The organism is Lelliottia sp. F153 (assembly GCF_002870005.1).
Lineage (GTDB): Bacteria > Pseudomonadota > Gammaproteobacteria > Enterobacterales > Enterobacteriaceae > Enterobacter > Enterobacter nimipressuralis.
In genome coordinates, this window is record NZ_PKFT01000010.1 from 76,785 (window position 1) to 98,672 (window position 21,888).

25 protein-coding genes are annotated in these 21,888 nt (G+C 54.9%); 10 read left to right on the top strand and 15 right to left on the bottom strand.

All coding sequences use genetic code 11. The features are described 5' to 3' along the window. Positions 1-93 precede the first annotated feature (93 nt). From mdoG to F153LOC_RS18810, 3 genes are read left to right on the top strand one after another with little or no spacing between them, the layout of a single operon-like run. On the top strand, positions 94-1,629 hold the full coding sequence (gene mdoG / locus F153LOC_RS18800; protein WP_100780903.1) for a glucans biosynthesis protein MdoG: 1,536 nt from the start codon (positions 94-96) through the stop codon (positions 1,627-1,629). After that, positions 1,622-4,150, top strand: a complete 2,529-nt coding sequence (gene mdoH, locus F153LOC_RS18805; RefSeq protein ID WP_102105554.1) for a glucans biosynthesis glucosyltransferase MdoH — start codon at positions 1,622-1,624, stop codon at positions 4,148-4,150. The genes mdoG and mdoH overlap by 8 nt, the downstream gene beginning before the upstream one ends. Positions 4,151-4,205: 55 nt before the next feature. Further along, positions 4,206-4,433 (top strand): YceK/YidQ family lipoprotein, encoded by a 228-nt coding sequence (locus F153LOC_RS18810; RefSeq protein WP_100780622.1) that lies wholly within the window; start codon positions 4,206-4,208, stop codon positions 4,431-4,433. Between the two features lie 6 nt (positions 4,434-4,439). Here F153LOC_RS18810 and F153LOC_RS18815 read toward each other — a convergent pair whose 3' ends face one another. The 3 genes from F153LOC_RS18815 to F153LOC_RS18825 form a co-directional block, all read right to left on the bottom strand. Further along, positions 4,440-4,814: a MysB family protein gene (locus F153LOC_RS18815; RefSeq protein WP_100780621.1), complete on the bottom strand. Its 375-nt coding sequence runs from the start codon at positions 4,812-4,814 to the stop codon at positions 4,440-4,442. Between the two features lie 86 nt (positions 4,815-4,900). Continuing rightward, positions 4,901-6,127, bottom strand: coding sequence for a multidrug efflux MFS transporter MdtG (gene mdtG, locus F153LOC_RS18820; RefSeq protein ID WP_100780620.1), 1,227 nt, complete (start codon positions 6,125-6,127; stop codon positions 4,901-4,903). Positions 6,128-6,254: 127 nt separating this feature from the next. After that, on the bottom strand, positions 6,255-7,181 hold the full coding sequence (locus F153LOC_RS18825) for a Kdo(2)-lipid IV(A) acyltransferase (protein WP_102105553.1): 927 nt from the start codon (positions 7,179-7,181) through the stop codon (positions 6,255-6,257). Between the two features lie 220 nt (positions 7,182-7,401). On the opposite strand from F153LOC_RS18825, the gene F153LOC_RS18830 reads away from it, so the two are divergent. Continuing rightward, positions 7,402-8,451 carry a rhodanese-related sulfurtransferase gene (locus F153LOC_RS18830; RefSeq protein ID WP_102105552.1) on the top strand — a complete coding sequence of 350 codons (1,050 nt, stop codon included), beginning with the start codon at positions 7,402-7,404 and terminating at the stop codon, positions 8,449-8,451. Between the two features lie 40 nt (positions 8,452-8,491). On the opposite strand, the gene F153LOC_RS18835 is transcribed toward F153LOC_RS18830, so the two are convergent. The 9 genes from F153LOC_RS18835 to mdtH all read right to left on the bottom strand — a co-directional run bounded on the left by F153LOC_RS18835 (position 8,492) and on the right by mdtH (position 15,251). Next, on the bottom strand, positions 8,492-9,070 hold the full coding sequence (locus F153LOC_RS18835) for a YceI family protein (protein WP_102105551.1): 579 nt from the start codon (positions 9,068-9,070) through the stop codon (positions 8,492-8,494). Position 9,071: 1 nt separating this feature from the next. Beyond that, the gene (locus F153LOC_RS18840) at positions 9,072-9,638 is read right to left on the bottom strand and encodes a cytochrome b (protein WP_102105598.1); all 567 of its coding nucleotides are present in this window, start codon (positions 9,636-9,638) and stop codon (positions 9,072-9,074) included. Between the two features lie 261 nt (positions 9,639-9,899). Next, positions 9,900-10,013, bottom strand: coding sequence for a YceO family protein (locus F153LOC_RS18845; RefSeq protein WP_100780616.1), 114 nt, complete (start codon positions 10,011-10,013; stop codon positions 9,900-9,902). 59 nt (positions 10,014-10,072) lie between these two features. Continuing rightward, positions 10,073-11,191 carry an N-methyl-L-tryptophan oxidase gene (gene solA / locus F153LOC_RS18850; RefSeq protein WP_102105550.1) on the bottom strand — a complete coding sequence of 373 codons (1,119 nt, stop codon included), beginning with the start codon at positions 11,189-11,191 and terminating at the stop codon, positions 10,073-10,075. A 117-nt stretch (positions 11,192-11,308) separates the two neighbouring features. Further along, complete coding sequence (bssS, locus tag F153LOC_RS18855; RefSeq protein ID WP_095281565.1) at positions 11,309-11,563, bottom strand: biofilm formation regulator BssS; 255 nt, start codon at positions 11,561-11,563, stop codon at positions 11,309-11,311. Between the two features lie 271 nt (positions 11,564-11,834). After that, positions 11,835-12,080, bottom strand: coding sequence for a DNA damage-inducible protein I (gene dinI, locus F153LOC_RS18860; protein ID WP_100780614.1), 246 nt, complete (start codon positions 12,078-12,080; stop codon positions 11,835-11,837). A gap of 74 nt (positions 12,081-12,154) precedes the next feature. Continuing rightward, positions 12,155-13,201 (bottom strand): dihydroorotase, encoded by a 1,047-nt coding sequence (gene pyrC / locus F153LOC_RS18865; RefSeq protein ID WP_102105549.1) that lies wholly within the window; start codon positions 13,199-13,201, stop codon positions 12,155-12,157. 142 nt (positions 13,202-13,343) lie between these two features. Next, positions 13,344-13,904 (bottom strand): lipoprotein, encoded by a 561-nt coding sequence (locus F153LOC_RS18870; RefSeq protein ID WP_100780612.1) that lies wholly within the window; start codon positions 13,902-13,904, stop codon positions 13,344-13,346. Positions 13,905-14,042: 138 nt separating this feature from the next. Beyond that, positions 14,043-15,251 (bottom strand): multidrug efflux MFS transporter MdtH, encoded by a 1,209-nt coding sequence (gene mdtH / locus F153LOC_RS18875; RefSeq protein WP_102105548.1) that lies wholly within the window; start codon positions 15,249-15,251, stop codon positions 14,043-14,045. A gap of 289 nt (positions 15,252-15,540) precedes the next feature. Here mdtH and rimJ point away from each other — a divergent pair, with 289 nt between their 5' ends. From rimJ to murJ, 4 genes are all read left to right on the top strand, one after another. Further along, on the top strand, positions 15,541-16,125 hold the full coding sequence (gene rimJ / locus F153LOC_RS18880; RefSeq protein ID WP_100780610.1) for a ribosomal protein S5-alanine N-acetyltransferase: 585 nt from the start codon (positions 15,541-15,543) through the stop codon (positions 16,123-16,125). Between the two features lie 9 nt (positions 16,126-16,134). Further along, positions 16,135-16,785 carry a YceH family protein gene (locus F153LOC_RS18885; protein WP_100780609.1) on the top strand — a complete coding sequence of 217 codons (651 nt, stop codon included), beginning with the start codon at positions 16,135-16,137 and terminating at the stop codon, positions 16,783-16,785. A gap of 2 nt (positions 16,786-16,787) precedes the next feature. Then, positions 16,788-17,711 carry a Gfo/Idh/MocA family protein gene (locus tag F153LOC_RS18890; protein WP_100780608.1) on the top strand — a complete coding sequence of 308 codons (924 nt, stop codon included), beginning with the start codon at positions 16,788-16,790 and terminating at the stop codon, positions 17,709-17,711. 120 nt (positions 17,712-17,831) lie between these two features. Then, positions 17,832-19,367: a murein biosynthesis integral membrane protein MurJ gene (gene murJ / locus F153LOC_RS18895; protein WP_102105547.1), complete on the top strand. Its 1,536-nt coding sequence runs from the start codon at positions 17,832-17,834 to the stop codon at positions 19,365-19,367. Positions 19,368-19,431: 64 nt separating this feature from the next. Here murJ and flgN read toward each other — a convergent pair whose 3' ends face one another. From flgN to flgA, 3 genes are all read right to left on the bottom strand, one after another. Further along, positions 19,432-19,854, bottom strand: coding sequence for a flagella biosynthesis chaperone FlgN (flgN, locus tag F153LOC_RS18900; RefSeq protein ID WP_100780606.1), 423 nt, complete (start codon positions 19,852-19,854; stop codon positions 19,432-19,434). A 4-nt stretch (positions 19,855-19,858) separates the two neighbouring features. Next, positions 19,859-20,152, bottom strand: a complete 294-nt coding sequence (flgM, locus tag F153LOC_RS18905; RefSeq protein ID WP_100780605.1) for a flagellar biosynthesis anti-sigma factor FlgM — start codon at positions 20,150-20,152, stop codon at positions 19,859-19,861. A 92-nt stretch (positions 20,153-20,244) separates the two neighbouring features. Further along, complete coding sequence (flgA, locus tag F153LOC_RS18910) at positions 20,245-20,904, bottom strand: flagellar basal body P-ring formation chaperone FlgA (protein ID WP_100780604.1); 660 nt, start codon at positions 20,902-20,904, stop codon at positions 20,245-20,247. A 158-nt stretch (positions 20,905-21,062) separates the two neighbouring features. Between flgA and flgB the strand changes: the two genes are divergently transcribed. Both flgB and flgC read left to right on the top strand, forming a co-directional pair. Further along, positions 21,063-21,479 carry a flagellar basal body rod protein FlgB gene (flgB, locus tag F153LOC_RS18915; protein WP_100780603.1) on the top strand — a complete coding sequence of 139 codons (417 nt, stop codon included), beginning with the start codon at positions 21,063-21,065 and terminating at the stop codon, positions 21,477-21,479. 3 nt (positions 21,480-21,482) lie between these two features. After that, on the top strand, positions 21,483-21,887 hold the full coding sequence (flgC, locus tag F153LOC_RS18920) for a flagellar basal body rod protein FlgC (protein WP_102105546.1): 405 nt from the start codon (positions 21,483-21,485) through the stop codon (positions 21,885-21,887). Position 21,888: the final 1 nt, after the last annotated feature.

A 21,888-nucleotide genomic window follows, 5' to 3' on the forward strand; every position in this document is an offset into this window, starting at 1 on the left:
TGTCGGATTGCCTGAATTTCCAGTAAAATGGATCGGATCGAATTAAGCACACAAAGGGGGAAGTGCTTACTTATTATGAAACATAAACCACAAATGATGAAAATGCGTTGGTTAGGTGCAGCAGTATTGTTGTCACTGTATACCTCTTCTGCATGGTCTTTTTCCATCGATGATGTCGCAAAACAGGCAAAATCGCTGGCCGACAAAGGCTATGAGGCGCCAAAAAGTAACCTGCCCTCCGTTTTCCGCGACATGAAATATGCGGACTATCAGCAGATCCAGTTCAATCACGATAAAGCGTACTGGAACAACATTAAAACCCCGTTCAAGCTTGAGTTTTATCATCAGGGTATGTATTTCGACACCCCGGTTGCCATCAATGAGGTGACGGCTACTGCGGTGCGTAAGATCAAGTACAACCCGGATTATTTTAATTTTGGCGATGTGAAACACGATAAAGACACCGTTAAAGACCTGGGATTTGCAGGCTTTAAAGTGCTTTACCCCATCAACAGCAAAGATAAAAACGACGAAATTGTCAGCATGCTGGGGGCCAGCTATTTCCGCGTGATCGGTTCCGGCCAGGTTTACGGTCTCTCTGCGCGTGGTCTGGCAATCGACACGGCGCTGCCGTCTGGTGAAGAATTCCCGCGTTTTCGTGAGTTCTGGATCGAGCGTCCAAAACCGACGGACAAACGCCTGACTATCTACGCACTGCTGGACTCCCCGCGTGCGACCGGTGCCTACCGTTTTGTGATCATTCCAGGTCGTGACTCGGTTATCGACGTGCAGTCCAAAGTTTACCTGCGCGACAAGGTGGGCAAACTGGGCGTTGCGCCACTGACCAGTATGTTCCTGTTCGGGCCGAACCAGCCGTCTCCGGCGACCAACTTCCGCCCGGAACTGCACGACTCCAACGGCCTGTCTATTCTTGCGGGCAACGGCGAGTGGATCTGGCGTCCGCTGAACAACCCTAAACACCTGGCGGTCAGCAGCTTTGCGATGGAAAACCCGCAGGGCTTTGGTCTGCTCCAGCGCGGTCGTCAGTTCTCTCGCTTTGAAGATCTCGACGATCGTTACGATCTGCGTCCAAGCGCCTGGGTCACACCGAAAGGGGACTGGGGTAAAGGGAAAGTCGAGCTGGTTGAAATTCCAACCAACGATGAAACCAACGACAATATCGTCGCTTACTGGACGCCGGATCAACTGCCGGAAGCCGGCAAAGAGATGAACTTCAAGTACACCATCACCTTCAGCCGCGATGAAGACAAACTGCATGCGCCGGACAACGCGTATGTGATGCAGACGCGTCGCTCAACGGGCGATGTGAAGCAGTCGAATCTCATTCGCCAGCCTGATGGCACCGTGGCGTTTGTGGTCGACTTCGCCGGTCAGGATATGAAAAAACTGACGCCGGATACGCCTGTCACGGCGCAAACCAGCATCGGTGACAATGGTGAAATCGTTGAGAGCACCGTGCGTTACAACCCGGTAACCAAAGGGTGGCGTTTAACCCTGCGCGTAAAAGTGAAAGATCCTAAACAGACCACTGAAATGCGCGCTGCGCTGGTCAATGCCGATCAGCCGCTGAGTGAAACCTGGAGCTATCAGCTACCTGCCAATGAATAATACATCTGAATATATCGATGCCATGCCGCTGACAGATATTGAGAAAGCGGCGCTGCCTAAGAGCGACATCCGCGCGGTTCATACCGCGCTGGATGGCGAGCATCACGAATTTACCCGTGATGACGATACGCCACTGGGTTCCGTCAAGGCGCGTCTGGAGCAGGCCTGGCCGGATTCGCTGGCAGAAGGGCAGCTGGTTAAAGACGATGAGGGGCGCACCCAGCTGCAGGCTATGCCGAAAGCGACGCGCTCTTCCATGTTCCCGGACCCGTGGCGCACCAACCCGGTGGGCCGCTTCTGGGATCGTCTTCGCGGTCGCGATGTGGCGCCGCGCTATTTGTCTCGCCTGACCAAAGAACAGCAGGCGTCTGAGCAGAAGTGGCGTACCGTCGGCACCCTTCGTCGTTACACCCTGCTGGTTCTGACCCTGGCGCAAACCGTGGTCGCCACCTGGTACATGAAAACCATCCTGCCTTATCAGGGCTGGGCGCTGATCAATCCGGCCGACATGGTTGGACAGGATCTGTGGGTCTCCTTCATGCAGCTCCTGCCGTACATTCTGCAGAGTGGGATCCTCCTGCTGTTTGCGGTGTTGTTCTGCTGGGTCTCCGCCGGTTTCTGGACCGCGCTGATGGGCTTCCTGCAACTGCTGATGGGGCGTGACAAATACAGCATTTCAGCGTCGACGGTCGGGGATGAAGCCTTAAATCCCGAGCACCGCACTGCGCTGATCATGCCTATCTGTAACGAAGACGTTGACCGCGTATTCGCGGGCCTGCGCGCGACCTGGGAGTCTGTAAAGGCGACCGGCAACGCCGAGCATTTTGACGTCTACATCCTGAGCGACAGCTACAACCCGGACATCTGCGTGGCTGAGCAAAAAGCGTGGATGGAACTCATCGCGGAAGTGCAGGGCGAAGGGCAGATTTTCTACCGTCGCCGCCGTCGTCGTGTGAAGCGTAAAAGCGGTAACATCGATGACTTCTGCCGCCGCTGGGGTAATCAGTACAGCTACATGGTGGTGCTGGACGCCGACTCCGTGATGACCGGTGAGTGTCTGACTGGCCTGGTGCGCCTGATGGAAGCGAACCCGAACGCCGGGATCATTCAGTCATCGCCGAAAGCCTCCGGTATGGACACGCTGTATGCGCGCTGTCAGCAGTTTGCTACCCGCGTTTACGGCCCGCTGTTTACCGCCGGTCTCCACTTCTGGCAGCTAGGTGAATCCCACTACTGGGGCCACAACGCCATTATTCGTGTGCAGCCGTTCATCGAACACTGTGCGCTGGCACCGCTGCCGGGCGAAGGCTCGTTTGCGGGTTCCATTTTGTCTCACGACTTCGTGGAAGCTGCGCTGATGCGCCGCGCAGGCTGGGGCGTGTGGATTGCCTACGATCTGCCTGGCTCCTATGAAGAGCTGCCGCCGAACCTGCTGGATGAGTTAAAACGTGACCGCCGCTGGTGTCACGGCAACCTGATGAACTTCCGTCTGTTCCTGGTTAAAGGGATGCACCCGGTTCACCGCGCCGTGTTCCTGACAGGGGTCATGTCTTATCTGTCTGCGCCGCTGTGGTTTATGTTCCTGGCCCTGTCGACCGCACTTCAGGTTGTCCATGCCCTGACCGAACCGCAGTACTTCCTGCAACCGCGCCAGCTGTTCCCGGTGTGGCCGCAGTGGCGTCCTGAACTGGCGATTGCGCTGTTTGCGTCAACCATGGTGCTGCTGTTCCTGCCTAAGCTGCTGAGTATCATTCTTATCTGGTGCAAAGGCTCGAAAGAGTTTGGTGGCTTCTGTCGCGTGACGCTTTCCCTGCTGCTCGAAGTGCTGTTCTCCGTGCTGCTGGCCCCGGTACGAATGTTGTTCCACACGGTGTTTGTGGTCAGCGCGTTCCTCGGTTGGGAAGTGGTCTGGAACTCGCCGCAGCGTGATGATGACTCCACGCCGTGGAGCGAAGCCTTTATGCGTCATGGCTCGCAGATGCTGCTGGGTCTGGTGTGGGCTGCCGGAATGGCGTGGCTGGATTTACGCTTCCTGTTCTGGCTGGCGCCGATTGTGTTCTCGCTGATCCTGTCGCCGTTTGTCTCCGTGATTTCCAGCCGTTCTACGGTGGGGTTACGTACCAAACGCTGGAAACTGTTCCTGATCCCGGAAGAGTACTCCCCGCCGCAGGTGCTGGTGGATACCGACAAGTATCTGGCAATGAACCGCAGCCGCTCGCTGGATGATGGCTTTATTCACGCGGTGTTTAACCCGTCGTTTAACGCCCTGGCCACCGCAATGGCAACGGCGCGTCACCGTGCAAGCCAGGTGCTGGAGATCGCCCGCGATCGCCACATCGAGCAGGCGCTCAACGAAACGCCGGAAAAACTGAACCGCGACCGCCGTCTGGTGCTGTTAAGCGATCCTGTGACGATGGCGCGTTTGCACTACCGCGTATGGTCCTCTCCGGAGAGATACTCTTCGTGGGTGAACTACTACTCGACGATAAAGCTGAACCCGCTGGCCCTGAAGGCGAAGTAAGCCGAACGAAAATAAAAATACCGGCCAAGGCCGGTATTTTTTATATGAGGTTTGAATGCGAATACTCATCGTGGTGATGATGGCGCTGCTGCTGAGCGGCTGCGGCAGCATTATCAGCCGTACCATTCCCGGTCAGGGCCATGGCAACCAGTATTATCCCGGAGTGCAATGGGACGTTCGTGACTCCGCATGGCGTTATGTCACGATTATCGATCTGCCGTTCTCGCTGGTCTTCGACACGCTGTTACTGCCCATCGACGCCCAGCACGGCCCTTACGAATAGGGCTGATTAACGCTCGTCCCACTCATCCGCTGCGGTTTGCCCCTCTTCGGTATCCAGCGGCGGCTCAAGCTGAAACTCACCCTCATCCCATTCATGGAGGGTGTTTTCTTCCTGCCACTCCTGACGCAGCTCGATCTCTTCATAATCACCGTCGAACACCGCCTGAGCCGCTTGACCACTCAGCACGGGCAGGCATTCACCGTCTTCCCCCTCGTCTGCAAAGAATTCGGCCTGCCACATGATATCGCCATCCTGCAGGACATATTTTTGGATATTGAGTTGTTGGATGTCCGCATCCTCTTCCTCGACGTTGGTGTTGTCGGCGAGGAATTCTTCACGGGCGGCATCAATCGCTTCTTCCAGCGTGGCATACATGGTCATCGGTTTCTCCCTGTGATTCGCAGTGGTGTTCAGGGAAAGAATAGCTGATTCTCTGATTTTGCAAGTATGAATGGGGCAATAAGTTGTCAGGAGGATGCATTAAGGGCAGGCCGCGAGGCGCGTGCCAGGCTCCACCAGGAGTAAATGGCATTAAAGAGCACGACGCTTGCTGTCACAATAAAGACCGCGCGGAAGCCAAAGCTGGCGGAGATCCCGGCGCCGACCAGTGGGCCGGTGACGTTACCAATATCGCGAAACGACTGGTTATAGCTGAAGATTCGCCCGGCGATTTGGTTTGTCGAATTGTAGACCAGCAGGGTTTGCACTGCCGGAAGCAGTGCGCCGTCAGCGGCGCCCAGTAAAAAGCGCAGCACGCCGAGTTGCCACGGGGTTTGCACGAAGGACATCGGGATCAGCAGCAGAACCGAGATCACCAGCGCGGCAATCAGGATTTTCTCCGGGCCGATACGATCGCCAAGCTTCCCGAGACGCGGTGCGCTCAGCAGCGCCGCAACGCCCGGCACGGAAGCTATCATGCCGCTAATAAACGCGATATTGCTGACATTCCCGGCCAGTTCGCGCACATACAGCGTCAAAATCGGGGCGATCGATCCGGTCGCCACCTGGATAATCATCGTCGTCACGAACAGGCTCAACACCAGCTTCGGGTTTTTCAGCGAGCCGATGACATCGCGCGCATGCAGCATCTCTTTTTTCGACACCGGCGTGAAGTTTTCGCGAATAAAGAACGCCGTCAGCAGGAAGCAGGCAAAGAGCACGCTGGCGGTGATGAAAAACACGGGACGCAATCCGTAGGTATCGGCCATCAGCCCCCCGGCGAGCGGGCCTAACAGTGCGCCGCTGACGCCGCCGGTCGATAAGGTGCCGAGCGCCCAACCGCTTTTATGGCGAGGGATTTGCGTGGCGATAAGGGCGTTAGCGTTAGGGACAAATCCACCTAACAGGCCCAGCAGCGCACGCAAGATCAGGAACTGCCAGATATTCTGCGCCATCCCCATCAGCACCATGATAATCGCCATCCCGAGCGCAGAACGCAGCAGCATGATCTTGCGCCCCTTGCGGTCGGCAAGCCCGCCCCAGAAAGGGGAGGCAATGGCTGAGAACAGGAAAGTGATACTGAAAACCAGACCGGACCACATATTCAGTGCGCTATGGCCCGTCACGCCGAGTTGCTCGACATACAGCGGCAGGAAAGGCATCACCAGGCTAAATCCGGCTCCGGTTAAAAAACAGCCGAGCCAGGCCACGACGAGGTTACGTTTCCAGTTTATGGGGGCATCTGAGGGCGACATAGCATTCCGCATTGCGATAAAAGAAGATAGTAAGCTTGCTAATTATGCGCCTGGGGGATGATTGCTGCAATGCGAAGGGCTTTTAAAGCTAAAAGCGATGCGGCCTGAACGACCGCATGGAGGTTAGTTAGTAGCGGGAAGGCATGCCTTGTGGGCGTGTCTTGAAGCGGCGATGCAGCCACATATACTGCTCCGGCGCGTGCATGATGCATTGCTCAATGATGCCGTTCATCCAGCGGGCCGTGGTTTCTGCATCATCCAGCGGCGGTGTGCGCTCTGGCTCAAGCATCATCAGCTCGTAGCCTTTTCCGTCTGGTTTACGACGCGGAACAAAAGGCACAACGGCGGCTTTAGACATACGGGCCAGCATCCAGGTACCAGTGGTGGTCGCCGTTTCCTGAACGGCAAAGAAAGGGACGAACACGCTGGATTGCTTACCGTAATCGTGGTCAGGGGCATACCAGATGACTTCGCCGTTTTTCAGCGCGCGGATCATCCCTTTGAGGTCTTTACGGTCGATCATGCTCTTATTGGAGCGCATACGGCCCCAGGTTTGCAGAAGATCGATCACCGGATTATCGTTCGGGCGATAGACGCCGATGCCGGGAGCCTGCATGCCAAACATCCTTGCGCCAATTTCGAGCGTCAGGAAGTGAATGCCAATCAGCAGCACGCCGGTTTTTTCCGCCTGCAGGGTATGCACTGGCTCCATACCCGTTCCAGTCACGTCAAACCACCGCGCCATACGTTTATCGGGCCAGAACCAGGCCATTCCGGTTTCCATCAGACCCATGCCGACAGATTCGAAATTCTTGCGCAGCATCCGCTCGCGCTCCTGTTCGCCCATGTCTGGAAAACAAAGTTCCAGATTGCGGTTCGCAATCTTGACGCGTCGTTTCATAAAGCGCTGAGCGAGATGACCAAGACCGCAACCGATGCGATAGATAACCGGATAGGGAAGTTGAACCAGCAACCATAAAAGGCCGATGCCGGCCCAGGTTGGCCAGTAACGTGGATGAAGCAACGCCGTTGAAAACTGAGGTAATCGGGTCATGTCTTTCCTGTCTTTTTCGTCCTTATGCCAGCATTCTCGCATTTTTTAAATACATAACCAAAACGAAAGGGCGCCAAATGAACGCTTTTGCAGCAATTGTTGCTACTTTATTTTCTGGATGAGGGAAATGTAGCGCAAAATGTGGGGATGTAAATTCTCATTGTATGCTATATGATGCCGCCGATTTTCTTTCTCTTAACGATTGCAGGAACCGTACACCATGCCAGTGTTACACAACCGCATTTCGAATGAGACCTTGAAAGCACGCATGCTGGCGGAAACCGAAGCGCGTGTAACCATCTCATTCTACAAATATTTTACCATTGAAGAGCCGCAGGTCACCCGCGACGCACTCTATAAAGCTTTCGAGGCGCTAAAGGTGTTTGGCCGCATTTATCTGGCTCATGAAGGGATCAACGCGCAGATCAGCGTGCCAGAAAGTAAAGTAAACGCCTTCCGCGATTTTCTTTATGGTTTTGATCCCGCTCTCAACAATGTTCGTTTGAACGTTGCCCTCGATGATGACGGGAAATCCTTCTGGGTGCTGCGCATGAAAGTGCGTGAGCGCATCGTGGCTGATGGCATCGACGATCCGACGTTCAACGCCGCTGATGTCGGCGAATATCTGAAAGCGGCAGAAGTGAACGCCATGCTGGACGATCCTGATGCCGTGTTTATCGATATGCGCAACCACTACGAATATGAAGTAGGCCATTTCGAAAACGCGCTGGAAATCCCGGCGGACACATTCCGCGAGCAGCTGCCGAAAGCCGTGGAGATGATGCAGGAACACAAAGATAAAAAAATTGTGATGTACTGCACCGGCGGTATTCGCTGTGAAAAAGCCAGCGCCTTTATGAAACACAGCGGTTTCAATAAAGTCTGGCATATCGAAGGCGGGATTATTGAGTACGCCCGTCGCGCGCGTGAGCAGGGCCTGCCGGTGCGTTTTATCGGTAAGAACTTCGTCTTTGACGAGCGTATGGGCGAGCGCATCTCCGAAGATGTGATCGCGCACTGTCATCAGTGCGGTACGCCGTGTGACACCCACACCAACTGCAAAAATGACGGCTGCCATCTGCTGTTTATTCAGTGTCCGAGCTGTGCCGAGAAGTTCAGAGGCTGCTGTAGCGAGCTGTGTAGCGAAGAGAGCGTACTGCCCGAAGAAGAGCAGCGCCGCCGTCGCGCAGGGCGAGAAAACGGCAACAAGATTTTCAATAAATCGCGTGGTCGTCTGAATACCAAACTGGGCATCCCTGACCCGGAATAAATGAGAAATCCCGGCGCGCGATGCGGCCGGGATTTTTTTATCAGGACTTCTGCTGCACGCCTTCCACGGAAATAATCAGGTCCACTTCCTGCGATGCCGGGCCTAAATCGGTGGTGATGTTGAAATCTTTCAGACGGATTTTACCCTCAGCCTCAAAGCCAGCGCGTTTGCCGCCCCATGGATCATCCCCCTGACCAATGAGTTTCGCATCGAGGGTGACAGGTTTCGTCACGCCGTTCAGGGTCAGATTGCCGGTAATATCCAGATCATCGCCGTCCTTTTTCACTTCCGTTGAGGTAAATGTCGCCTGCGGGAATTTCGCCACGTTGAGGAAATCCGCGCTGCGCAGATGTTTATCACGCTCTGCGTGGTTGGTGTCCAGGCTGTTGGTATTGATGGTCACATTCACTTTATCTGCGGCGGGATTTTTCTCGTCAAAGGTAAAAGTGCCGTCGAAATCTTTAAAGGTGCCGTACAGCCAGCTGTAGCCCAGATGCTGAATACGGAAATTCACGAAGGCGTGCTGGCCCTCTTTATCGATTTTGTAATCAGCGGCCACGGCGGAGCCGGTGACAAATACCAAAGAACCTAACGCGATACCCAGCAGGTGTTTTTTCATTTTATGCTCCAGAGTCTACAGACGATCGGCCCAGCATGCGCTTGAGCGTGGCGTCTTTATCGATGAAATGATGTTTAAGGGCCGCAAGGCCGTGCAGGACAGAAAGAATCACGACGCCCCAGGCAAGCCAGAGATGCACCTGGCCCGCCAGATCGGCCTGAGAACCGGCATCCGCCAGCGTGGCCGGAACCTCAAAGAGACCAAAGACGCTTATCGGTTTACCGTCGGCGGTCGAAATCAGATACCCGCTAATTAAAATGGCAAACAGCAGGCCATACAGGGCGATGTGAGCGGCGATGGCGCTCAGTCGCGTCAGTTTGCTGTAGCTTTTTAGCGCCGGTGGAGGAGGGGAAATGTGACGCCAGACGATACGGACCACCAGGCTCATCATCAACAGGATGCCAATGCTTTTATGCAGTTCAGGCGCCTGGTGATACCAGCCATCGTAATAGCTAAGCGTCACCATCCACAACCCTAAGCCGAACATGCCATAAACCGCGAGAGCAATTAACCAGTGCAAGCACATGGATATTATTCCATAGCGTGCAGAAGAATTACGCAGCTGCATAATGATGACCATCCCTAATTAATTTGAAGGGTAAAAATGGCCTGTGAAAAGGTTTATTGCAACTGATATTTAAGCATTAGGAATATTCATTTTTCTATTTCAATATTTTTGATTGTGTAACGCGATTCTGATTCAATTCATTCGTGTTTAAGTGGCTGTTCTTAGATAGGAAAGGGTTTTCGGGTGTTGTGGGGTAATCAAATTATTTGCGGCCAGATTAAGGTAATATAAAGTATTGTCAATTATCGTCAGCGTGTCTTTTCAGAAAAATACAATATAAATAACATCGATGATGGCAAGCATTGACCATAGAAAAATATAGAGCATCAAATGCTCGCGAATATTGTTTACCAGATAATCAAAGATCCTGCGCATTATCTCTGTCCGACGATATAAAGAGAAAGGCCCCGACGGGTCGGAGCCTGAAAAGAGGATTATCCGCCAAAACGCGCGAGAGAGAAGGGGGCCAGATCAAACTGCGGAGTGATACCCTGCGCAAACTGCGCGGCGATTTCACCCAGCACGGAGGCGAATTTAAACCCGTGTCCGCTTAGCCCTGTGATCAGCAGCGTATTGTCGTGGCCCGGAAGCGTATCGATAATGAAATCTTCATCCGGAGTGTTGTCGTACGTACAGGCGGCACCGTACAGCAGCCCGCCGACGCCTGGCAGCACATTACGCAGGAAGTTGAACGCCTCGGAACCATCGCCCGGCAAAGCACCGAACGCTTTGCGCTCCTCCGGGGAGGAGATGATCTGCCCGCCGTTATGCTTACCAATCTTGAGCGCGTCTTTTTCAGACGGGAAGCCGTAAAACTGATCGCCATTCGGCAGCTCGCCGGTAAAGGCCGGGAATTTATTCTGGGTGCTGAAACGCCCGTCGGCCTGGAACCAGGAGAAGACTTTACGCACCGGCTGAACCGGCAGCTCAGGCATCAGTTTCGTAACCCATGTCCCGGCGCTGACCAGCAGACGGGAGGCGGTATAAGGCCCTTCCGGCGTCTCAACGGTTACACCGTCGTCACTATGCTGGATGGCCGTGACCGGGCAGTTAAAGAGCTGAGCGCAGCCCGCTTTTTCAGCGAGGGAGACCCAGATTTTGATGGCGGTTTCGCAATGCAGTACGCCGGAGTTGGCTTCAAAGAGTCCGATGTAATCCTCGGGAACGGTGATCTCTGGCCAGCGTTTCATGACGGCGGTGGCGTCGAGGCGCTCCACGTCGAGATTGAATTCGCGGGCACTGTGCTCCACGTTCGCCAGGAATTCCGAATGCGCAGGACCGAGGTTCACCACGCCCGTGCGCTCGAAAATTTTATCTTCGGTCAGGGCTGATAATTCATCCCAGAGTTGTTGCGCCCTCAGTACCAGCGGAACGTAGCGCTCGCCTTCGCCATACGCATGGCGGATGAGGCGGGTGTCGCCGTGATGGCTCCCCTCAGCATGCGGAGGAAGGTGGGAATCAATCATCAGGACGTTCAGGCCAGCGAGGGTTGCGTAATAACCCGCAGCAGAGCCGACGGAGCCGCTGCCTAAAATAATCAAGTCGTATTTCATGAGAATCTCTTAAACCAGGACTTAAGTTTGCAGAGTAAATAAGATGAAAGGCTTATTCAAGGGAGAAATAAATGAGGCACCCCTTAGGTGCCTGTTGAGTGAATGTAGGGCATAAAATTAATGCCGACGATACTCATTTTCCTGGTAGTCGCCAGACTCTATTTTGGCAATACCTGCCTCTAAAATAGAAATAAACTGACGCGCGACATCTGTGGTCAGCCACAGTGTCTGTCCAACTTCCGCTTCTTCACGGCTAGGCTGATTCGGGGTCTGGTAGTGCAAACGCAGCATCAGCGCATCGTAGCTGTCTACGGTACTGATGTCCCATCCGACAAGTGGATGAGTCTGGATGACTTCATTATTCTTTTCCATCATAACCCCCGTAATACGTGTGAGAAGACAACGACTGTGAGGTTCAATGCGTGTTTTTCTGAAGCAACTTCAGTATATCAATAAATAAGGGATATGAAGGGAAAAATAAACAGGCTGCAACCTAAATTTCTGCTTTTTAGGATTGTTTGAACAATAAAACGCCATCTTATTCACGTTTTTTTAAGAAGATACGCAATTAATTTGAACTTATTTAATCGGCATAAAAAAAGCCGGGGCGACCCGGCAAAAAATGACAATGAGGGAGTTTGAATTAATCGGTGATGAACCAGTCGTCGGCGCTTTCCCAGGTTTCTTGCAGGATTTCGCTAATGCGATCTTTATCCTCTTTTGCCCCACCGAGGACGGAAAGATTGTTCGCGGAGGCGTAACGGACGGTGACAGCCCCTTCCTGATCGGGGAACGTGCTGTTGATGCGACGGGAGAGTTCTCCGGCCAGCGCATCCAGCGCGCCAGCAGGCAAAGTGGTTGTTTTGGCGATAGTCACTTCGATACGCATAATTGCCCCCTGTGTAATATACTGTGTATTTATACAGGCATTATGTTGAACTTACAACAGGGGGCGATAAAAAATTACTGTTTAACCGTCCAGTTAACGGTTTCACCGGCCAGGAACGGGATCAGCGTGTCGTCTGTCAGGGCGATAGTATCGACGACCTGGCTCTGTTTGCGTTCCAGCTCGATAAAGGTTTCATTTACCGGCAGGCCGTAGAAGCGCGGGCCGTTCAGGGAACAGAAGGCTTCGAAGTGCTCCAGCGCGCCCATCTCTTCAAATACCGTGGCGTAGCTGGCCAGCGCCGTTGGGGCGTTGAAACAGCCCGCACAGCCGCAGCTGGCCTCTTTACGGTGACGCGCGTGCGGGGCGGAGTCGGTTCCGAGGAAGGCGCGGGTAAAACCGCTGGCGACCAGTTCACGCAGCGCCTGCTGGTGGATATTGCGTTTGAGGATCGGCAGGCAGTACAGGTGAGGGCGCACACCGCCGACCAGCATGTGGTTACGGTTGAACATCAGGTGCTGAGGGGTGATTGTCGCGGCGAGCAGATCGTTGCCGTCGCGCACATATTCGGCCGCGTCTTTGGTGGTGATGTGCTCAAAGACCACTTTCAGCCCCTGCAGACGCTGGCGCAGCGGTTCCATCACGGTCTCGATAAAGCGCGCTTCGCGGTCAAAAATATCGATATCGGGATGCGTCACTTCGCCGTGGATAAGCAGCGGCATGCCCAGTTTTTCCATGCGTTCCAGGACCGGCATAATGGCATCCGTGCTGGTCACACCGTGGCTGGAGTTGGTGGTGGCATTGGCCGGGTAGAGTTTGGCGGCAGTGAACACGCCTTCATTAAAGCCGCGTTCGACTTCGTTCGGGTCGAGCGAATCGGTGAGGTAGCAGGTCATCAGCGGGGTAAAATCATGACCTGCCGGAACGGCATCAAGAATGCGCTGACGATAGGCAATTGCGGCATCAACGGTGGTGACTGGTGGAACCAGGTTAGGCATGACAATCGCGCGGCCATAGATTTCGCTGGTGTAAGGGACAACGGTTTTCAGCATGTCGCCATCGCGCAGATGGATATGCCAGTCGTCAGGGCGGCGGATTTTCAGAACCTGGGGATGTGCAGTCATTGATATGCTCCGGCTTATCAGGAATCAGTCATAAGGATGGCTGTTTTTGCCGGACACAAATCATAAGGGGAAACGTTTTCGTTTGCACACATTTCCGTTAAATAACGGTATAAAAAAAAGGGCGCCCACGGCGCCCTATCGGTTAATTCGTAAACGGGATGATAATTTCACCCGGTTTCACTTCAATCCCCTTGGCGTATTTCTTCGCCAGCGCTTCACCTTTGCTTCTGTCTTCGCTCAGCACATAGGCAGGCTGCTGATTGAAATAGTTCCGCAGCGACTGGTTCAGATACGGCATCAGGGTTTGCAGCACCGGTTTCATTTTCTCCGGCGTCACTTCGGCATCCACGATCTCCATTTCCTGAAGATAGATGGCCCCTTTCTCTTTGTTAAAGACCGGCAGCGCTTTCAGTTTCAGCTTAATGTTCGCTTTCTGGCTGCCAAACAGGGAGTTCATATCCAGTTTGGCGTCGCCGGAAAGCGTGACTTTATTCGGCTCTTCGCGGCCAATCTGGCTGACGAGTTGATTGAGTACGATATGGGCATCGGCAACGCCGGGCACGCCGATATCTTTGGAGAAGTTATTGTGTTTTTCCAGCGCCTGATTAATTTCCTGCTCACTAACGCTGTATTGCGTAAGCTGGTTACAACCGACCAGCAGGCCGCTGATAACTAACGCAGCAGCAATGACAATCTTTTTCATGGGGTTCCTCAACATGATGTCGGCGCTCTTGTCCTGACGCCTCAGTATGTCAGGGGGGTATACCAGTTACCAGCAGAAAAACCTGATATTCGGGGGCGAAAGTGGACCTTCCGCCCGTCGGAATACGTGCTCAGACCATCAGGCCCCGGGTTCGAGCATCCCGCTCGCGCTGCGTTTCGGGCTGAACTGCCACCACAGGGCGATGAGGGTGATAAAGCCTACAACGCCCAGCATCACCCACGGCAATTCCGGTTGATTCAGCGCTTTCCCTGAATCGAACAACCAGCCGCCACCGGCGTATCCGAGCGCACCGCCAAAGGCCAGCCCCAGTCGGCTAAAGCCCATGTAGCTGCCGCGCGCACGCGGATCGGCAAGCCCGGCGCTGAGGGTTTCACGCGCCGGTTCGGCAATGATCGACCCAATATAGAAGGTGCAGATCAGAATAAAGAGCTGTTGCAGAGTGCCGACCAGACCAATCGGCATCATGCTTAACGTCATCAGCAGCAGGCCCGCCATCAGGCGATGCTCAAGACGAAAACGTTTTTCGCTCCAGCGCGCGATAGGGTAGAGCAGGGTCAGCGACAGGCAGGCTTCGATGGCATACATCCATTTGACGGCCGCAGGCGAACCGGCAATATCGTTAACCATAATGGGCAGCATCAGCATTACCTGCACCGCCAGCATGTAATAGCCCGTCAGCGTCAGCACGTAGGTAACGAAGCGTTTATCGGCCAGCACGCGGCCCAACCCCTCGCGCACGGGGGCTTTCACCGTTGAGAGTTTCCAGGCGGGCAGCAGCCAGGCGTTAAATGCCGCGCAGAGGATAAACAGCACCGCGCCGGTGGCGCACACCAGACGGAAATCATATTGCAACAGCCAGCTGCCGAGCAGAGCGCCAACCACCGCACCGGCGCTGTCCTGCATCATCAGCAGCGAGAAAAAGCGCCCGCGATGCTGTGGGCGAATCAGTTTCACGACCAGCGCGGTACGCGGCGGATCAAACAGCGTGCCGCCAATCCCGGAGAGGAAACAGGAGAACCACAGCAACCAGGGATCGTGCGCGATGCCCATGGTGGCAAATCCGGCGGCCCGCAGCAGCATGCCGGTGACAATCATCGGTTTTGCGCCGAAGCGGTCGGCAATCGCGCCGCCAAACACGCCAAGTCCCTGCTGGACAAACTGACGCAAGCCCAGGGCAATACCGACCATTAATGCCGCCCAGCCCATTTGATCGACAAAGCGAATGGAGATCAGTGGGAAGACGACAAAAAAGCCGAGCACGACCAGCATGTTATCGACGAGCAGAAAATATTTGCCCAGGCTCCGGGCTTGCGATACGCGAGACATTTTCCCTCCAGGGAAAAATCACGTCATCCTGCTGACGGCCCCGAAAAGGCAGTCTGAAGGCTTAAGTGTAGAGAAAGATGAGCACGCTAATATTCTGCGTGGTTGCGAGGCGTTTTCCCACACCGCCAGCGACAATATTTTTTTATCAAAAGGGTGGTTTGATTCAGCTTTTTAATCGAATTTTGTGAAATCTGTGAAAAAGGGTATGTCACTGTTTTCACAGAAAGCACCGGCGCAGGTATAGTAAAGCTAACAGGTAGAGCAGAAGTAACGGGAAGGAGTGGTAACGATGTTTGGCTATCGCAGTAACGTGCCAAAAGTGCGCCTGACAACAGACAGACTGGTCGTTCGTCTGGTGCATGAGCGTGATGCCTGGCGTCTGGCGGATTATTACGCCGAGAATCGCCAGTTTTTAAAGCCCTGGGAACCCGTTCGGGATGAAAGCCACTGCTATCCCTCCGGCTGGCAGGCCCGCCTGAGTATGATTGCCGAATTCCACAAGCAGGGCAGTGCCTATTATTTCGCGTTGCTCGACCCGGAAGAGAAAGAGATCATCGGGATCGCCAATTTCTCGAACGTGGTGCGCGGATCGTTTCACGCCTGTTACCTCGGCTACTCCATCGGCCAGAAATGGCAGGGCCAAGGGCTGATGTTTGAAGCCCTGACCAGCGCGATCCGCTATATGCAGCGCTCTCAGCACATCCACCGCATTATGGCCAACTATATGCCGCACAATCAGCGTAGCGGCGATCTGCTGGCGCGGCTTGGGTTTGAAAAAGAAGGCTACGCGAAAGATTATCTGTTGATCGACGGCGAGTGGCGCGACCACGTGCTGACGGCGTTAACCACCAAAGAATGGACCGCAGGTCGCTAAGGAGCACCCATGAAATATCAGTTAACTGCCACAGAAGCGCGGGTGATTGGCTGCCTGCTGGAAAAACAGGTCACGACGCCAGAGCAATATCCCCTGTCGGTCAATGCGGTGACGCTGGCCTGTAACCAGAAAACCAACCGTGAGCCGGTGCTCAACCTGAGCGAGCACGAGGTACAAGAGCAACTGGATGCGCTGGTTAAACGCCACTATCTGCGCACCGTCAGTGGGTTTGGCAACCGCGTCACTAAATATGAACAACGTTTTTGCAATTCCGAATTTGGCGATCTGAAACTGAACAGCGCCGAAGTGGCGGTGATCACCACCTTGCTGCTGCGCGGGGCGCAAACGCCGGGTGAATTGCGTTCCCGCGCCGCACGAATGCATGAATTCAGTGATATGCAGGAAGTGGAGCAGACGCTGGAAAATCTCGCCTCACGCGAAGATGGCCCGTTTGTGCTGCGCCTCGCGCGTGAGCCGGGCAAACGCGAAAGCCGCTATATGCATCTTTTCAGTGGCGACGTTGAAACCCTCATCAATGTGGTTGAAGCGGTTTCGCCCGCCGAGGACGAGAGTCTTGCTGCACGGGTCGACGCGCTGGAAAACGAAGTGGCGGAACTCAAACAGCGCCTCGACTCCCTGCTGGCGCATTTAGGAGACTAACGGTGACAACATTACGCATTGGCGTGGTCGGCCTCGGCGGGATCGCGCAGAAAGCCTGGCTGCCGGTTCTGGGCGCGGCGACCGACTGGACGCTGCAAACCGCATGGTCCCCGACGCGGGAAAAAGCGCAGCGAATCTGCGATACCTGGCGAATTCCTTATGCTGCCTCCATGGCGGATCTGGCGCGCGACTGTGACGCGGTATTCGTTCATACCTCGACGGCGACGCACTATCAGGTGGTGAGCGAATTGCTCAATGCCGGTGTTCACGTTTGTGTCGATAAACCGCTGGCCGAGAATGTACAGGACGCCGAGCGTCTAGTTGAGCTGGCGGCGCGCAAAAATCTGACGCTGATGGTCGGGTTCAATCGCCGGTTCTCGCCGCTGTATCAGGATCTCAAATCCCGGCTTGGCGCGGCGGCATCGCTGCGCATGGATAAGCATCGCACCGACAGCATTGGCCCGAACGATCTGCGCTTTACGCTGCTGGATGATTATCTGCATGTGGTCGATACGGCCCTGTGGCTGACCAACGGTAATGCACAGCTGAAAAGCGGCACCCTGCAAACCAACGATCAGGGGCAGATGGTGTATGCCGAACACCATTTCGCGGTGGACACAATTCAGGTGACCACCAGCATGCATCGTCGTGCGGGAAGCCAGCGCGAATCCGTGCAGGCGGTCACCGACGGCGCACTCATTGATGTGACCGATATGCGCGAATGGCGTGAGGAAAAAGGGAGCGGGGTGGTGACGCGGCCAATCCCTGGCTGGCAAAGTACGCTGGAGCAGCGCGGGTTCGCCGGTTGTGCGCGTCACTTCATTGAGTGCGTGCAAAATCAGACGGTTCCTGAAACTTCGGGCGAACAGGCGATTCTGGCGCAACGCGTCATTGAAAAGCTCTGGCGCGAGGCGATGAGCGAGTAGAAACTGTTTAACCCCTGTAACATCTGCGGATAGTAATTCGCTTAAATACGGGTAGACTAAGCGCACTTTTCACGCCTGCTATGCAGGCGTTTTGCCGTGTGGTTGTGGAAATTCACGTTAATGAACTTATTAAAATCGCTGGCAGCAGTCAGCTCGATGACCATGTTTTCTCGCGTGCTGGGTTTTGCGCGCGATGCGATTGTGGCGAGAGTGTTTGGCGCGGGGATGGCGACTGACGCCTTCTTTGTGGCGTTCAAACTGCCGAACTTACTGCGCCGAATTTTCGCCGAAGGGGCGTTCTCCCAGGCGTTCGTGCCGATTCTGGCGGAATACAAAAGCAAGCAGGGCGAAGACGCGACCCGCGTGTTTGTCTCCTATGTCTCGGGCCTGCTGACGCTGGCTCTGGCGATTGTCACGGTGATCGGGATGCTGGCCGCGCCGTGGGTGATTATGGTGACCGCGCCGGGCTTTGCCGACACGGCGGATAAATTCGCCCTGACGACGCAGCTTCTGCGCATTACCTTTCCTTATATTCTGCTGATTTCGCTGGCGTCGCTGGTCGGGGCGATCCTCAACACCTGGAACCGCTTCTCCGTTCCGGCGTTTGCACCGACGTTTTTAAACGTCAGCATGATCGGTTTTGCCCTGTTTGCGGCACCGCACTTCCATCCGCCGGTGCTGGCCCTGGCGTGGGCGGTCACCGTCGGCGGCGTGCTGCAGCTCGCTTATCAGCTTCCGCATCTGAAAAAGATCGGCATGCTGGTGCTTCCACGCATTAACTTCCGCGATGCGGGTGCCATGCGCGTGATCAAGCAGATGGGTCCGGCGATCCTCGGCGTGTCCGTGAGCCAGATTTCCCTGATTATCAACACCATTTTCGCCTCCTTCCTGGTGTCAGGTTCCGTGTCGTGGATGTACTACGCCGACCGCTTGATGGAGTTCCCGTCCGGGGTGCTGGGCGTGGCGCTGGGGACGATTCTGCTGCCGTCGTTGTCGCGAAGCTTTGCCAGCAGCAATCATGATGAATACTGTCGACTGATGGACTGGGGTTTACGCCTGTGCTTCCTGCTGGCGCTGCCAAGCGCTGTGGCGCTGGGGATTCTGGCGAAACCCTTAACGGTTTCATTATTCCAGTACGGCAAATTCAACGCGTTCGATGCATTAATGACCCAGCGCGCGCTGGTGGCGTATTCCGTCGGCCTGATGGGGCTGATTGTGGTGAAAGTGCTGGCGCCGGGCTTTTATTCGCGTCAGGACATCAAAACGCCGGTCAAAATTGCGATTGTGACGCTGGTGATGACCCAGCTGATGAACCTCGCGTTTATCGGGCCACTGAAGCACGCGGGTCTGTCGCTGTCGATCGGTCTGGGGGCCTGTCTGAACGCCGGGCTGCTCTACTGGCAGCTGCGTAAGCAGAAAATTTTCACTCCGCAGCCGGGCTGGATGAGTTTCCTGGTGCGTCTGGTCATTGCGGTGGTGGTGATGGCGGCGGCGCTGGTCGGGATGATGTATGTGATGCCGGAATGGTCTCTGGGCACCATGCCGTATCGTCTGCTGCGCCTGATGGCTGTTGTGGTCGTGGGAATTATTGCCTACTTCGCTACACTGGCGGTGCTCGGCTTTAAGGTGAAAGAGTTCGCTCGCCGGACGGCATAAACGACTAAAGGGGAGTTCACCAGAGGGTGCTCCCCGTTTCCCACTTCATCTCTTCACTGAAGCGTTAAATCGAAATCTTCTTCCCGCCACCGCGTGAGCTGGATGTCTGGCCATTGGCGCCATACAGCCCCGGCTCCTGATGAGGTTTTAACACCTCAAGCGCCTGCTGGTTGCGTTCAATTTGCCCCTCTAACAGCCAGCCGTTGTGCTGGTTGAGATCGCGAAGGTGCTGCGTTTTTTCTGTGATGGTCTGCCAGCGCTCAACGATATCGTCGTTCGCGCTGCGACGTGGATCTTGCTCCGCGCGGCGCTGCTGCTCCAGATAGTCCAGGGTAGCCAGCAGCGAGCTTTTATCTTCAGTAATGCGCTGCAGAGCGCTGCCGCTGACATAGCCTGCGGATAACTGTTGTTGCTCGGCATCCATCACCGTCTTCAGATCGTTCAGGACTACCGTCATTTGATCCAATATTTCTGACAGTCGACTCATACGGTTATTTACTCTGAAGGAAGTTCTGCGTTTCGTTAATCAGCGCATCAGCAATTTTGCTGGTGTCCATTTTCAGTTCGCCGTTACGAATCGCGGTTTTCAGCGCTTCAACGCGTTCCATATTGATATCGTTCGTGCCTGGCTGCATCAGTTTTGACTGTGCATCACTTAACGTGACGCTGGTGCTGTTGGCCGTGGACGATTTTTCCAGACGCGCTTTAAGGGCTGGCGCGTCGTTCGTTTCGCGAGGTTGTACAGTGCTAACCGGCTTCAGGGGCGATGTACGATCAATGCTCATAGTGTTGTCCTCATAGAGGTTCGCGGCGTTGGCGCCTGATATAATCATCTGATGATTATTTATCGGCAGCTGCCGCGATATCTTTAAAAAGATTATAGGTTAATCAGAATATTCCCATCAGAACCGACGGTTCCGCTAACCACCTGACCTGAAGACATCCTAACGCGTGCGTTTTGGGCGACCGCAGCGTTGTTCAGCGCCTGGCCTTCGCTATTAATGCTAAAGCCATCTCCGTTCGCCACCACCATCACGCGCTGTCCGGCTTTAATGCGCCACGCCTGGCGCAGCATCGACAGCTGGATGGCCTGACCTGGCGCCAGATCGCGCAGGCTCACCGAATCCTGTGCCTGGTTAATATCCAGCATGGTGCGCGGCGGAAGTTGATCCAGGCGTCCGCGCTTTAATTCTACATGAGCGGGCTGTAAAACGCTGCCGCGTGCGATGGGCTGAGCGGCGACAACGTAGTTGCCTGTCGCCTGAACCATTACCTGCAAAAAGCGTTTCTCATTATTGCAGCGGGCCAGCACGTTCACATTACCCCACAGCCGGGCACCGCCGCTGATGCTGAACGAGGGTTGTTCGCAAGTGGGCAGGAGATTCGGCTGCGTTCGAATATCGACTTTGACCTCATCGCTTAACCCCGCCAGACGCTCAGCAAAAAAAGCGGTCAGCAACACATTCAGCCCCAGCGCTGAAGACTGGGTACTGAACAGCAGTAAGGTAACGGCAAGGCCATTTTTGAACGTCAGCATCTCACTTTCCCGCGGTTCCTGGATTTAACAGGATTCTACCCCTAAGGCTTTCCCATCAACGCAACAAATAGCGACGCATTTTGCGTTTATTCCTTCGATAAGGAAGACGGGTTGAGATTTAAGCTACATGCTGAAATTTCGCCATCAGCGGAGGAGACATGCTCGATAAACTCGACGCCGCGTTACGTTTTCAACAGGAAGCGCTCAATCTGCGCGCCCAGCGGCAGGAGATCCTGGCCGCCAATATCGCGAATGCCGACACCCCAGGGTTTCAGGCGCGCGATATTGATTTTTCTACTGAGCTTAAAAAAGTGATGGAGCGTGGTCGGGCCGAAGGGACGGGTGTTGCCCTTGCGCTGACCTCTTCACGCCACATTCCCGCTCAAGCGATGACTGCGCCGTCCACCGATTTACTTTATCGCATTCCTGACCAGCCATCCCTGGACGGTAACACCGTCGATATGGACCGGGAGCGCACCCAGTTTGCCGATAACAGCCTGCAGTATCAGATGGGGCTAACCGTGCTCGGTGGACAGATTAAAAGCATGCAGAGCGTCCTGCAGGGGGGCAACTAATTCATGGCCTTACTGAATATTTTTGATATCGCGGGTTCAGCCCTGACCGCGCAGTCTCAGCGTCTGAACGTCGCCGCCAGTAACATGGCGAACGCCGACAGCGTGACCGGACCCGATGGTCAGCCCTATCGCGCCAAACAGGTGGTCTTTCAGGTTAATGCTGCGCCGGGCGCGGCAACCGGCGGTGTGAAAGTGGCCGATGTGGTTGAGAGCCAAGCCCCGGACAAACTGGTGTATGAGCCAGGCAACCCGCTGGCGGATGCGAGAGGCTACGTGAAAATGCCAAACGTCGATGTGGTCGGCGAAATGGTGAACACCATGTCAGCGTCGCGCAGCTATCAGGCGAACGTTGAAGTGCTCAATACCGTGAAGAGCATGATGCTCAAAACGCTCACTCTCGGCCAGTAAA

Bases quoted from the DNA above. Each gene is read 5' to 3' on its own strand.
- flgM (WP_100780605.1), bottom strand. From the start codon at position 20,152: ATGAGCATTGATCGTACATCGCCCCTGAAGCCGGTTAGCACTGTACAA.
- rimJ (WP_100780610.1), top strand. From the start codon at position 15,541: ATGTTTGGCTATCGCAGTAACGTGCCAAAAGTGCGCCTGACAACAGAC.
- F153LOC_RS18835 (WP_102105551.1), bottom strand. From the start codon at position 9,070: ATGAAAAAACACCTGCTGGGTATCGCGTTAGGTTCTTTGGTATTTGTC.
- mdoG (WP_100780903.1), top strand. From the start codon at position 94: ATGATGAAAATGCGTTGGTTAGGTGCAGCAGTATTGTTGTCACTGTAT.
- flgC (WP_102105546.1), top strand. From the start codon at position 21,483: ATGGCCTTACTGAATATTTTTGATATCGCGGGTTCAGCCCTGACCGCG.
- F153LOC_RS18840 (WP_102105598.1), bottom strand. From the start codon at position 9,638: ATGCAGCTGCGTAATTCTTCTGCACGCTATGGAATAATATCCATGTGC.
- flgN (WP_100780606.1), bottom strand. From the start codon at position 19,854: ATGAGTCGACTGTCAGAAATATTGGATCAAATGACGGTAGTCCTGAAC.
- mdtH (WP_102105548.1), bottom strand. From the start codon at position 15,251: ATGTCTCGCGTATCGCAAGCCCGGAGCCTGGGCAAATATTTTCTGCTC.
- flgB (WP_100780603.1), top strand. From the start codon at position 21,063: ATGCTCGATAAACTCGACGCCGCGTTACGTTTTCAACAGGAAGCGCTC.
- mdoH (WP_102105554.1), top strand. From the start codon at position 1,622: ATGAATAATACATCTGAATATATCGATGCCATGCCGCTGACAGATATT.
- mdtG (WP_100780620.1), bottom strand. From the start codon at position 6,127: ATGTCGCCCTCAGATGCCCCCATAAACTGGAAACGTAACCTCGTCGTG.
- F153LOC_RS18845 (WP_100780616.1), bottom strand. From the start codon at position 10,013: ATGCGCAGGATCTTTGATTATCTGGTAAACAATATTCGCGAGCATTTG.
- F153LOC_RS18870 (WP_100780612.1), bottom strand. From the start codon at position 13,904: ATGAAAAAGATTGTCATTGCTGCTGCGTTAGTTATCAGCGGCCTGCTG.
- bssS (WP_095281565.1), bottom strand. From the start codon at position 11,563: ATGGAAAAGAATAATGAAGTCATCCAGACTCATCCACTTGTCGGATGG.
- pyrC (WP_102105549.1), bottom strand. From the start codon at position 13,201: ATGACTGCACATCCCCAGGTTCTGAAAATCCGCCGCCCTGACGACTGG.
- F153LOC_RS18815 (WP_100780621.1), bottom strand. From the start codon at position 4,814: ATGACCATGTATGCCACGCTGGAAGAAGCGATTGATGCCGCCCGTGAA.
- F153LOC_RS18825 (WP_102105553.1), bottom strand. From the start codon at position 7,181: ATGACCCGATTACCTCAGTTTTCAACGGCGTTGCTTCATCCACGTTAC.
- solA (WP_102105550.1), bottom strand. From the start codon at position 11,191: ATGAAATACGACTTGATTATTTTAGGCAGCGGCTCCGTCGGCTCTGCT.
- murJ (WP_102105547.1), top strand. From the start codon at position 17,832: ATGAACTTATTAAAATCGCTGGCAGCAGTCAGCTCGATGACCATGTTT.
- flgA (WP_100780604.1), bottom strand. From the start codon at position 20,904: ATGCTGACGTTCAAAAATGGCCTTGCCGTTACCTTACTGCTGTTCAGT.
- F153LOC_RS18810 (WP_100780622.1), top strand. From the start codon at position 4,206: ATGCGAATACTCATCGTGGTGATGATGGCGCTGCTGCTGAGCGGCTGC.
- dinI (WP_100780614.1), bottom strand. From the start codon at position 12,080: ATGCGTATCGAAGTGACTATCGCCAAAACAACCACTTTGCCTGCTGGC.
- F153LOC_RS18885 (WP_100780609.1), top strand. From the start codon at position 16,135: ATGAAATATCAGTTAACTGCCACAGAAGCGCGGGTGATTGGCTGCCTG.
- F153LOC_RS18830 (WP_102105552.1), top strand. From the start codon at position 7,402: ATGCCAGTGTTACACAACCGCATTTCGAATGAGACCTTGAAAGCACGC.